Raw genomic sequence first — 11838 nt, 5'->3', positions numbered from 1 at the left:
GCATGGACGATCGCACCGCCGGGAACCAGGCCGCCGCGCACCAGGCCGCCGCGAACCAGGCGGCCTCGAACCGCGCGGCCGCGAACCAGGCCGCAGAGGGACGCGCGGCTGGGGAGCACGCCGCTGAGGAGTCCAAGGGCACCTCTGAGCGGTGGTTCGACGCGAGCTGGACCAAGGTCCACCCGCTGAGCCCGATCGTGCGCGGCGGGCTCGCCGTCATCGCGATCCCCGGCATCTTCCTCAGCTACAACTGGCAGAGCTGGATGGACGCCTGGGAGGCGTTCCGCAGCGGCGAGATCCAGCGGAATGTGGAGTCCAACCCCACGCCGTTCCTGCTCGGCGCCGGCGGCGTGCTGCTGGTGATCGCATTGATCTTCTCCAGCTTCGTGCTCTCCTGGTGGTTCACCCGCTACAAGATCACCTCTGATCACGTGATGGTGAAGTCCGGAATCTTCGTGCGCCAGCACCGCCAGGCCCGGATCGATCGCGTCCAGGCCGTGGACCTGCGCCAGCCGCTGCTCGCCCGACTCACGGGCCTCGCCGAGCTCAAGTTCGAGGTGGCAGAGGGCGACGGCACCGCCGCCACCCTGGCGTTCTTGAAGAAGACCCAGGCCGAAGAGCTGCGCTCCGAGATCATGGACCGCGCGTCCGGCAGGGGCGAGCCCCTCACCGCGGCCGAGGGTGCCGGGCAGGCGCACGGTGACGCGGGTCTGGGTCCCGCGGGCCCTGACTACGCAGACCCCGATCACGCATACCCCGGCCATGCGGAACCGGCTCAGTCCTATGACCCCTTCAGCGCGCAATACCCCTACTCCAGCGCGCAGTACCCCTACGCCGCCGGTCCGACCTCGGAGTCCCATGGCACCGCGCGCCAGGACCGGCTGATCGCCAAGGTCCCCACCGGGAGGCTGATCGGCTCGGTGCTCAGCGGCTGGGGGACGGTCTTCGTGCTGGTCATCCTGGTCACGGGGATGGTGGCGGTCGGGATCGGTCTGGCCGTCGGCTCCGATGCGGATTCGGTCTCGATCTGGGCTGTGCTCACCGGCGTCGGACTCCCGGCGGTCATCCCGATGGGCCTCGCTGCCGTCACCATCTATTACCAGCAGTTCAGCTCCGGCTTCGGCTTCACCTCCACCGCCACCAGCTCGGGGCTTCGCGTGCGCTATGGGCTGCTGGAGACCACCAATCAGACCATTCCGCCGGGCCGGGTGCAGGCGCTGCAGATCCAGCAGCCGGTGCTCTGGCGTCCGTTCAAGTGGTTCAGGATCGTGGTCACCGTGGCCGGCTACGGCATCGGAGAGAAGCGTTCGGTGCTGCTGCCCGTGGGTCGGCTCGACGACGTGATGGTCACCGCCGCGGAGATGTTCCCCGATCTGCAGGTGGAGAACCCCGAGGAGGTGTTCACCGCCGGGCTCACGGGTACGGGGACCGAACTGGGCTACACCGAGGTGCCACGTCGTGCCCGGTTCTTCGACCCGATCGTGCGCCGTCGTCGCGGGTTCCGCACCACTCCCACCGCGCTGATGTTCCGCGACGGTCGCGCCTCCCGGCAGCTGACGATGATCCCGCATGAGCGGATCCAGTCGCTGAGCCTGACCCAGGGCCCGCTGCAGCGCCGTCGGTCGATCGCCGACATCTTCATCCACTCGCCGGCCGGCCCGTTCGCGGCGAAGCTGAAGAACCAGGACCTCGACGCGGTCAAGGACCTCTTCGAATACGAATCAGACCATGCCGCCCAGGCCCGGCGCTACAGCGACCGCAACCAGTGGATGCGCCCCGAGGAGCTGCGCGAGTTCGAACGCAAGGCCGCCGAGGCGCTGGCCGCACCGGACGCAGCCGCCGCCGGGGAATCTCCGGTATCGACCATCCCGACCGACCCCACCGTCCCGGACCACGCCGCAGAGCCGCTGCATCACACCGGCCCGGAGAACCCCGCATCCCCGCAGACCCACCAGGAACAGGACCCCCGTGACCGCTGAGCAGCCCGTGGACCCCTACGCCGCGGAGCTCCCGCCCTCCCAGCGGGAAGGTCGCCTCGGCATCGGTGTGATCTCGGCCGGGAAGGTCGGCTCGGTGCTGGGCGCGGCGCTGCGCGGGGCTGGGCACTCGGTGATCGGCGCCCATGCGGTATCCGCGGACTCCCGCAACCGTGCGGAATCGCTGCTGGGCGGGGTGCCGGTGCTGGAGATCCCGGAGATCATGCGCCGGGCCGAGCTGGTGCTGCTCGCGGTGCCCGACGACGCCCTTTCCGAGCTGGTGGCCGGGCTTGCCGAGGCCGGTCACATCCAAGCAGGTCAGCTGATCGTGCACACCTCCGGCCGCTACGGCACCGAGGTGCTCGCCCCCGCGCAGCGCAACGGCGCCATCGGGCTGGCGATCCACCCGGCGATGACCTTCACCGGGCTCAGCATGGACCTGCAGAAGCTGCATACCTGCGCCTTCGGGGTCACCGCCCCGGGCCCGGTGCTGCCGATCGCGCAGGCGCTGGTGGTGGAGATGGGCGGGGAGCCGGTGGTGATCCAGGAGGCCGACCGGCTGACCTATCACGCAGCGCTGGCGCACGCCTCGAACCACCTGAACACCATCACCGGCCAGTCCGCCGAGATGCTGCACCGGATCGGGGTGGAGCGCGCCGAGACCGTGCTGCGCCCGCTGATGCAGGCCTCGCTGGACAACGCGCTGGCCTCGGGGGAGGGTGCGCTGACCGGACCCGTGGCCCGTGGCGACGTCGGCACGCTCCGGCACCACGTGCAGCTGCTGGCGGGCTCCGAGCTGCCCGCCGACATCCGCACGGCCTATATGGCCATGGCTCGTGCCACCACCCAGCGTGCGCTCGACCGCAGCCTGATCACCGCCGTGAAGGCCGCCGAGCTGCTCAAAGTCCTCGACGCCTGAGCCGCCCACCTGAAACTGTCGCATCCCCATGCCATGTCCCATCGCTATGGATGGAAATAGCGATGGGACATGGCATAGGGATGCGACAAACGGCCCGAGGCCCACAAGCGGGCCCAGCATCCGTCAGGAGATGCGCACTCGGCGCGCGGACCTAGACTGTCCCGGTGACTCCACCGCAGGTCCTGACCACCGTTGCCAGCTTCCGCGCCGCGCTCGCCGAGGCCGTCGCCGCCCACGTCCGTGAACATTCAGGCGCACCCACCGTGGGGCTGATCCCGACCATGGGCGCGCTGCACTCCGGGCATGCCGTCCTCATCGACGCCGCCCGAGAGGCCTCGGACATCGTGATCGCCTCGATCTTCGTGAACCCGCTCCAGTTCGACGACGAGTCCGACTACCTGCACTATCCGCGCACGCCGGAGCTCGACGTCGCGCTGCTCGGTGCCCACGGGGCCGACCTGGTCTTCGTCCCCGACATCGCCACGATGTACCCCGGCGAGTCCCGCGCCCCGCTGGTGCGGGTCAGTGCCGGGGAGCTGGGAAGGCGCTGGGAGGGGGCCGCGCGGCCCGGTCACTTCGACGGGGTGGTCACCGTGGTGGCCAAGCTCTTCAACATCATGGGCCCCCCGGCGCCGGCCCGGCTGCAGGCCTGGTTCGGTGCGAAGGACGCCGAACAGGTCGCCATCATCACCCGGATGACCGAGGACCTGAACCTTCCCGTGGACATCCGCACCGTAGCCACGGTGCGCGATGAGCTTGGACTCGCCCGCTCCAGCCGGAATCAGCGTCTGGACGAGACCGAATACGCCGCCGCGCTCGCCCTGCCCGCCGCGCTCTTCGCGCTGCGCGAGGACGCCGCCTCTGGACGCGCGCTGGGGCTGGCAGATCAGGTCGCGGAGCTCAGCTCGGCCGAGGGCGTGGAGCTGGACTACCTGGTCGTCGTCGACCCCGGCTCGCTTCAGGAGCTTCAGCCCGGCGGCGCGCTGTTGGATCGGCTTGGCATCCTGCGTGGGCCGGCGCTGGCGCTGATCGCCGCCCGGGTCGGCCCGGTGCGGCTGATCGACAACGTCATGTTGACTCCGGGCAGGTCACAGCCCCGGGAGTAGGCTTGAGCCATGACCGACACCGCGAGCAGCAGCCCGAACGCACACGCCTCCTTCCCGTACATCGACCACGACGTGCGCCCGCAGGATGACCTGCAGCGCCATGTCAATGGCGAATGGCTGAAGACCGCCGAGATCCCCGCCGACATGGACGCCTACGGGTCCTTCCATGAGCTGCGCGACAGGGCCGAGGCAGATGTGCGCCAGATCTTGGAGCAGGCCGCAGCCGGGAACCTCGAGGCTGCGGAGCTCGAGGGCGCCGGTGAGGGCATCGCCGCCCGGATCGGGGCCTTCTATACCTCGTTCATGGACGCAGACGCCGCCCAGCGGCGCGGACTGACCCCGATCCAGACGATGCTGGAGAAGCTTGAGGCGGTCAGCACCGTGGAGGATCTCGTCCGGCTCTCCGCCGCCTGGCAGCGCCAGGGGGTGGACGGGATCTTCGTCGCCGGATCCATGCGCGACGCCGGGGACCCCACGCGGATGCTCTGGCACGTGATGCAGTCCGGCCTCGGCCTGCCCGACGAGTCGTACTACCGCGAGGAGAAGCTCTCCGAGATCCTCGCGGCATACCAGGACCATCTGGCGCGGGTGCTCGAGCTCAGCGGAGTCGATGAGGCCGCCGAGGCCGCCGCCGCCGTCGTCGCCCTCGAAGGTGTCATCGCCGCCGAGCACTGGGACAAGGTGACGCTGCGTGATGCGCAGAAGCGCTACAACCTGGTCACCGACGATGAGGCCGAGACGCTCATGCCGTTGCTGCGCGAGGCGTTCGCCGGCTGGGGCCTGCAGCCGCAGCACACCGAACAGCTGGTGCTTGCTCAGCCCGAGGTGCTCCCTGGGATGCAGGCGGCGCTGACCACCCAGCCGCTGCAGACCTGGAAGCTCTGGCTGCGGGTGCAGCTGCTGCGCTGGGCAGCCCCGCTGCTGCACGAGGAGCTGGTGAACGAGAACTTCGACTTCTACTCCAAGCGGCTCTCCGGGGCCCAGCAGCTCAAGGAGCGCTGGAAGCGCGGGGTCGCGCTGACCAACGCCCACCTGGGCGAGGACGTGGCTCAGATCTATGTGGCCCGGCACTACCCGCCCCAGGCACGCGCCGCGATGGATGAGCTGATCGATGCGCTGATCCAGGCCTACCGCGAGTCGATCAGCGCGCTGAGCTGGATGGGGGAGGAGACCAAGGGTCGCGCGCTGGAGAAGCTCGACGCGTTCAAGCCGATGGTCGGCTTCCCCGAGCGCTGGATCGACTACTCCAGCGTCGAGGTGGACCCCGAGGACGTGGTGGCCAATGTCCGCCGGGCCGCGGCGTTCGAATGGGAGCGTGACATCACCAAGCTTGACGAGGGACCGGACCCTGACGAGTGGCACATGAATCCTCAGACGGTCAACGCCTATTACTCGCCGCTGGAGAACGTCATCTGCTTCCCGGCCGCGATCCTGCAGCCGCCGTTCTTCTCCGCCGAGCGGGACATGGCGCAGAACTTCGGCGCCATCGGCGCCGTGATCGGCCATGAGCTTGGTCATGGCTTCGACGACCAGGGGTCGCGCTACGGCGCCGACGGCTCGCTGAGCAACTGGTGGACCGAGGCTGATCGCAGTGCCTTCGAGGAGCGCACCACGAAGCTCGTCGAGCAGTACAGTGCGCTCACCCCCTCGCAGGCGCCGGAGCACACGGTCAACGGCGAACTCACGCTGGGGGAGAACATCGGTGACCTCGGTGGTCTGGGCATCGCGCATAAGGCCTACCGGGTGTGGCTGCAGGCGCAGGGTGCGCAAGCCACCGAGGTCGAGGGCCTCAGCGCCGACCAGAGGTTCTTCTTCGCCTGGGCCCAGGCCTGGCGGAACCTCACCCGTCCCGAGCGAGCGGTCACCTTGATCAGCATCGATCCGCACGCGCCGGCGGAGTTCCGCGCCACCCAGGTGGTCAAGAACCTCGACGCCTTCCACGCCGCGTTCCAGACCCAGCCCGGGGACGGGATGCACCTGCCCCCGCAGGAGCGCGTCACAATCTGGTGACCCGGTGACCCGGTGACCCGGTGACCTGGTGACCCGGTGACCCGGTGACCCGGTGACCCGGTGACGCGGCGACCCGGTGACCCGGTGACCCGGTGACGCGGCGACCTGGTGACCCGGTGACCCGGTGACGCGGGGCGATCCGGTCGGTGCGCACGGCACGTAGAATGGCGGACTGTGACTGCCCAGAACTCCGCCGCCTCCGGCGCCAATGACCTTGACACCAACGACCAGCGCGCCGTGCGCCTGGACAAGCGCGAGCGCCTGCTCGCCGCCGGGGTCCAGCCCTATCCGGTGACCGTGGAGCGTTCGGCCTCGCTGGCCGAGATCCGCAAGCGCTTCCCGGACCTGGAGCCCGGGGCTTCTACCGGGGAGACCGTGGCGGTGACCGGGCGCGTGATGTTCGTGCGCAACACCGGCAAGCTCTGCTTCGCCACGCTGCAGGAGGGTGGACCCGACGGCAGCGGGGTCCGGCTGCAGGCGATGATCTCCCTGGCAGAGGTGGGGGAGGCTGCGCTCGCGGACTGGAAGGCGCTGGTGGACCTTGGTGACCACGTCCGGGTCAGCGGCGAGGTCATCGCCTCGCGCCGCGGCGAGCTCTCCATCATGGCGAGCTCCTTCGAGATCGCCTCCAAGGCGGTGCGACCGCTTCCGGTGCTGCATGCGGAGCTCAACGAGGAGACCCGGGTGCGTCAGCGCTATGCGGATCTCATCGTCCGGGACGAGGCGCGGCAGATGGTGTTCCGTCGGGCCGCGATCACCCGCTCCATCCGCGACACGCTGCATGATCGCGGCTACGTGGAGGTCGAGACCCCCATGCTGCAGCTGATCCACGGCGGCGCCCAGGCGCGGCCGTTCCAGACGTATCTGAACGCTTTCGACCAGGACATGACGCTGCGTATCGCCACCGAGCTCTACCTCAAGCGCGCCGTGGTCGGCGGCATCGACCGGGTCTTCGAGATCGGCCGGGTCTTCCGGAATGAAGGGGTGGACTCCACGCATTCCCCGGAGTTCACCACGCTGGAGTCCTATGAGGCCTGGGCGGATATGTACGTGATGGCCGAGCGGATGCGCGAGATGATTCTCAATGCCGCAGACGCCGCCGGATCCAGTCGTCAGATCCAGACGGATCAGGGCGTCATCGACCTCGACGGCGAGTGGGCCTGGGTCTCGGTCTACCCCGGTCTCTCCGCGGCGGTGGGAGAAGAGATCACCCCTGCGACCTCCGCCGAGAGGCTGCGCGCCGTCGCCGCGGCACACGAGGTCTCCGTGGACCCGGCCTGGGATGCGCAGAAGCTGGTGATCGAGCTCTTCGGCGAGATCGTCGAGCCCACGCTGATCCAGCCGACCTTCGTCTGCGACTACCCGCCCGCGGCGCAGCCACTGGCCCGCGCCCACCGCGAGAAGCCCGGCGTCATCGAAGCCTGGGACCTGATCATCGGGGGCATGGAGCGCGGAACCGCGTTCTCCGAGCTGGTGGACCCGGTCCTACAGCGAGAGCGCCTGATGGAGCAGGCCCGAATGGCCGCCGCCGGTGACGACGAGGCCATGCAGCACGACGAGGACTTCCTGCGAGCCCTGGAATATGGTGCGCCGCCCATGGGCGGAATCGGTCTGGGCATCGATCGTCTAGTGATGCTCTTCACGGGAACCGGCATCCGCGAGACGATTCTCTTCCCGCTGCTGAAACCTGAAGCACAGGCTTGAACGTTTTGCCGTCGAAAGACGTAGCATGATTAGCACCGCGAACGACGTTTTTTCAACCTGAGTGCAAGCAAGGAATGTAATGGAAAACTTCTGGACGTACTTCGAAGTTCTCGCCCCTTCCATCGGCGTCGGGCTGGTCTTCTGGCTTGCCATCCGCGCCATATTCCGGGCCGACCGAAATGAGCGTGCGGCCGAGACTCAGGCCCGCGAAGAGGCCTCTGATCAAGGGTTTAAGCGCGACGAACCGCCTGCTGCGCCACGCAGCTGAACTCCTGGCTCACCGCCGAATTCGTGGCGTGAAGCACAAAGTCATGACTGTCTTCGGTTGAGAAACTGGTTCCCAACGAGAATCATCTTCCGGGTCCATGGAAGCCAAAAACTATCCGGCTTGACCGCCAATTGTATTTCTTGAAATACTTAGCTTCACATAGATCGTTCTTGATCTATCGCAGCGAAAAGCGTCGCAAGAGATGAAGCCCATTGAGTCTCGACGTGTGAGTGAGCAGTGAGGTATATGAGATGGCCCAGAAGGTAGAAGTAGTTCTCGTCGATGATCTTGACGGCAGTGAGGCAAAGGAGACGGTCACGTTCGGACTGGACTCCCGCTTCTATGAGATTGACCTCAGTGAAGAGCACGCGAAAGAGCTGCGCGAGACGCTGAAGAAGTACATCCGCAAGGGTCGGGCCATTGCCCCGCCCTCCCCGCAGAATGAAGCCCGTCAGATTCGTGACTGGGCCGTGAAGAACGGTTATCAGGTCTCCAGCCGAGGTCGCTTGCACCGCGACATCGTGGAGGCCTACCGAAACGCCAAGAAGCGCTGATCCTGCGCACCGCTCGCGGTGCCGCGGAGACGATCGGCCGAGGTCGTCGAGAAGCCCGGACGCAGCATCACGCTGCGTCCGGGCTTCTCTGCTGTCAGGCTCGGCGCCGCTGTCGAGGGGGCAGAACTTTTCCCTACGGCGAACAGCGGCGACGGGACCGCTCGATGCCCGTAGCCTTGGGAGCAGAGCACCAACGCTAGGAGTGTCTGTGGCTATGTTCGAGAGATTTACTGATCGCGCCAGGCGCGTGGTTGTGCTTGCCCAAGAAGAGGCACGCATGCTGAACCACAACTACATCGGAACCGAGCACATTCTGCTCGGCCTGATCCATGAAGGTGAGGGTGTCGCGGCCAAGGCCCTTGAGTCGCTGGACATCTCCCTCACCGGAGTGCGCGAAAAAGTGCAGGAGAAGATCGGGCCCGGGCAGAATGCGCCGAGCGGCCACATCCCCTTCACCCCGCGCGCGAAGAAGGTCCTGGAGCTCTCGCTGCGCGAGGCGCTGCAGCTGGGCCACAACTACATCGGCACCGAGCACATTCTGCTGGGCCTGATCCGCGAGGGCGAGGGTGTCGCAGCTCAGGTGCTCGTGGAGCTCAATGCTGACCTGAACAAGGTCCGCCAGCAGGTCATCCAGCTGCTCTCCGGCTATTCCGGAGGCGGCCAGGAGAAGGCAGGCGCCGGAGTCGGCCAGGGCGGTGCGAATGAAGGCACCCCGGCCGGATCCGTCGTGCTCGATCAGTTCGGTCGCAACCTCACAGCTGCAGCCCGAGAGGCGCAGCTGGACCCGGTGGTCGGCCGTGACTACGAGCGTGAGCGCGTGATGCAGGTGCTCTCCCGACGCACCAAGAACAACCCGGTGCTGATCGGTGAGCCCGGTGTCGGCAAGACCGCCGTCGTCGAGGGTCTGGCCCAGGCGATCGTCAACGGCGATGTGCCGGAGCTGTTGAAGGACAAGCAGCTCTACACCCTGGACCTCGGGTCCCTGGTGGCCGGTTCCCGCTACCGCGGTGACTTCGAGGAGCGCCTGAAGAAGGTGCTCAAGGAGATCCGCACCCGCGGAGACATCATCCTCTTCATCGACGAGATCCACACCCTGGTCGGCGCAGGTGCGGCCGAGGGTGCGATCGACGCCGCGAACATCCTGAAGCCGCTTCTGGCCCGCGGTGAGCTGCAGACCATCGGTGCGACCACGCTGGATGAGTACCGCAAGCACATCGAGAAGGACGCTGCGCTGGAGCGCCGCTTCCAGCCGATCCAGGTCGCGGAGCCCTCCGTGGAGGTCACCGTGCAGATCCTGCGCGGACTGCGTGACCGCTACGAGGCCCACCACAAGGTCTCCATCACCGAGGAGGCCCTGGAAGCCGCCGCCTCACTGGCCAACCGGTACATCAACGACCGATTCCTCCCGGATAAGGCCATCGACCTGATCGATGAGGCCGGCGCCCGGCTGCGGATCCAGAAGATGACCGCGCCGCCGGAGCTCAAGGAGTTCGACGCCAAGATCGAAGACGTCCGGCGGGAGAAGGAATCCGCCATCGACGCCCAGGACTTCGAGGGCGCCGCCAGCCTGCGCGACAAGGAGCAGAAGCTCGTCGAAGAGCGCCAGGCCAAGGAAGACGCCTGGAAGTCCGGACAGATCGACGAGATCGCCGAGGTCGATGCCGATCTGATCGCGGAGGTCCTCGCGTTCTCCACCGGCATCCCGGTCTTCAAGCTCACCGAGCAGGAGTCGGACCGCCTCCGTCGCATGGAGGAGGAGCTGCACAAGCGGGTCATCGGTCAGGACGAGGCCGTGAAGTCGCTCTCCCGGGCGATCCGCCGCACTCGCGCCGGCCTCAAGGACCCCAACCGGCCCTCCGGTTCGTTCATCTTCGCCGGGCCCACCGGCGTCGGCAAGACCGAGCTGGCCAAGTCTCTGGCCGAGTTCCTCTTCGGCGACGAAGACGCGCTCATCACCTTGGACATGTCGGAGTTCTCCGAGAAGCACACGGTCTCCCGGCTCTTCGGAGCCCCTCCAGGCTATGTGGGCTACGAGGAGGGCGGTCAGCTCACCGAGAAGGTGCGTCGCCGTCCGTTCTCGGTGGTGCTCTTCGACGAGGTCGAGAAGGCCCACTCGGATCTGTTCAACTCGCTGCTGCAGATCCTGGAGGACGGTCGCCTGACCGACTCCCAGGGGCGCGTCGTGGATTTCAAGAACACCGTGATCATCATGACCACCAACCTCGGCACCCGGGACATCTCCAAGGGTGTGATGACCGGCTTCACCTCCAGTGAAGACACCACGACGAACTACGAGCGGATGAAGGCCACGGTCAGCCAGGAGCTGCGCCAGCACTTCCGGCCGGAGTTCCTCAACCGAGTCGATGACACGATCGTGTTCCCGCAGCTGAAGCAGGAGGAGATCGTTCAGATCGTGGATCTGTTCGTGAACCGACTCCGCTCCCGGCTCGCCGAGCAGGCCATGACCCTCGAGGTCACCCAGCCGGCTCGAGTGTTCCTGGCCGAGACCGGCTACGATCCGGCGATGGGTGCCCGGCCGCTGCGCCGCACCATCCAGACCCTGATCGAGGACGAGCTCTCCGAGCGGATCCTCTACGGCGAGATCCCCCACGGTGCCGGCATCTCGATCGGCGTCGAGGGCGAGGGCAAGGAGCGCAAGCTCACCTTCGAGTGGCACGATCCGCAGGATCAGATCGAGGCCGCCGAAACACCCGCCGCCATCGAGGGCTGAGTCCCAGGGTCGGCCAGCGCTGACCCAGATATGAGTGAAGCGCCGTCGGAATCATCCGGCGGCGCTTCACTCATATCTGCCTCTAGCCCCCGGGTGGACCGATGATCAGCAGCACCACGAAGACCAGGACGACGCCGACCGCCAGCCCTCCGCCGAGAAGTTTGGGCCGGTTCAGCAGCACCCGCAGGGCGCGGTCATGCCAGCTCTGATCTCGTGGATGCTCGGTGGCCACGGTGCGCCAGGGCCCGTCGAGCCGTCCGGTGCGCTTGAGCCAGAGATCCACCGGAATCGTGGCATACGGAATCACCGCACTGATCACTGCGATCGAGGTGGGACCGGCACTCCAGCGCTGGTTCTTCGCCACGATCACCGCGGTGGCCGCGTAGGCCAGGAACACGAAGCCGTGGATGCCGCCGCCGATGCTCACGGCGATGTCCAGGTCGTTGGTCGCGCGCAGGATCATCCCGCCGATCAGCAGGGTCCAGGAGACCGCCTCGGCGAAGGCCAGCACGCGAAAGAAGGTCTTGGGGGAGCGGAACACGGATCTCCAGAGTCATCGGGGCAGGGGGC

Annotated in this window: 9 protein-coding genes; 8 read left to right on the top strand and 1 reads right to left on the bottom strand. The window is 67.2% G+C overall.

Annotation, left to right across the window (positions count from 1 at the left end):
* The first annotated feature begins 2 nt into the window (after positions 1–2).
* The 8 genes from EV640_RS02415 to EV640_RS02380 all read left to right on the top strand — a co-directional run bounded on the left by EV640_RS02415 (position 3) and on the right by EV640_RS02380 (position 11268).
* Positions 3–1979 carry a PH domain-containing protein gene (locus EV640_RS02415; protein WP_133725672.1) on the top strand — a complete coding sequence of 659 codons (1977 nt, stop codon included), beginning with the start codon at positions 3–5 and terminating at the stop codon, positions 1977–1979.
* Positions 1969–2895, top strand: a complete 927-nt coding sequence (locus EV640_RS02410; protein WP_166645817.1) for a Rossmann-like and DUF2520 domain-containing protein — start codon at positions 1969–1971, stop codon at positions 2893–2895. The genes EV640_RS02415 and EV640_RS02410 overlap by 11 nt, the downstream gene beginning before the upstream one ends.
* A 164-nt stretch (positions 2896–3059) precedes the next feature.
* Positions 3060–4001, top strand: coding sequence for a pantoate--beta-alanine ligase (gene panC, locus EV640_RS02405; protein ID WP_133725670.1), 942 nt, complete (start codon positions 3060–3062; stop codon positions 3999–4001).
* 9 nt (positions 4002–4010) lie between these two features.
* Entirely contained in the window at positions 4011–6011 is a 2001-nt protein-coding gene (locus EV640_RS02400) for a M13 family metallopeptidase (RefSeq protein ID WP_133725669.1), read from the top strand.
* A 174-nt stretch (positions 6012–6185) separates the two neighbouring features.
* Positions 6186–7715, top strand: a complete 1530-nt coding sequence (gene lysS / locus EV640_RS02395; RefSeq protein WP_133725668.1) for a lysine--tRNA ligase — start codon at positions 6186–6188, stop codon at positions 7713–7715.
* Between the two features lie 79 nt (positions 7716–7794).
* Positions 7795–7983: a hypothetical protein gene (locus EV640_RS02390; protein ID WP_133725667.1), complete on the top strand. Its 189-nt coding sequence runs from the start codon at positions 7795–7797 to the stop codon at positions 7981–7983.
* Between the two features lie 251 nt (positions 7984–8234).
* Positions 8235–8537 carry a histone-like nucleoid-structuring protein Lsr2 gene (locus EV640_RS02385; RefSeq protein ID WP_036474614.1) on the top strand — a complete coding sequence of 101 codons (303 nt, stop codon included), beginning with the start codon at positions 8235–8237 and terminating at the stop codon, positions 8535–8537.
* A gap of 214 nt (positions 8538–8751) precedes the next feature.
* A complete protein-coding gene (locus EV640_RS02380) occupies positions 8752–11268 on the top strand; it encodes an ATP-dependent Clp protease ATP-binding subunit (protein ID WP_036474613.1) in 2517 nt (838 codons plus the stop codon).
* Positions 11269–11350: 82 nt separating this feature from the next.
* On the opposite strand, the gene EV640_RS02375 is transcribed toward EV640_RS02380, so the two are convergent.
* Positions 11351–11809: a DUF3817 domain-containing protein gene (locus EV640_RS02375; protein ID WP_036474612.1), complete on the bottom strand. Its 459-nt coding sequence runs from the start codon at positions 11807–11809 to the stop codon at positions 11351–11353.
* Between the last annotated feature and the right edge of the window lie 29 nt (positions 11810–11838).

Source organism: Nesterenkonia aurantiaca, from assembly GCF_004364585.1.
GTDB lineage: Bacteria > Actinomycetota > Actinomycetes > Actinomycetales > Micrococcaceae > Nesterenkonia > Nesterenkonia aurantiaca.
The sequence above is the reverse complement of the archived record's forward strand: the minus strand, read 5'-3'. Positions and strand labels throughout refer to the sequence as shown.

Coding starts and splice junctions, on each gene's coding strand:
- EV640_RS02400 (WP_133725669.1), top strand. CDS start 4,011: ATGACCGACACCGCGAGCAGCAGCCCGAACGCACACGCCTCCTTCCCG.
- EV640_RS02385 (WP_036474614.1), top strand. CDS start 8,235: ATGGCCCAGAAGGTAGAAGTAGTTCTCGTCGATGATCTTGACGGCAGT.
- EV640_RS02390 (WP_133725667.1), top strand. CDS start 7,795: ATGGAAAACTTCTGGACGTACTTCGAAGTTCTCGCCCCTTCCATCGGC.
- EV640_RS02415 (WP_133725672.1), top strand. CDS start 3: ATGGACGATCGCACCGCCGGGAACCAGGCCGCCGCGCACCAGGCCGCC.
- EV640_RS02380 (WP_036474613.1), top strand. CDS start 8,752: ATGTTCGAGAGATTTACTGATCGCGCCAGGCGCGTGGTTGTGCTTGCC.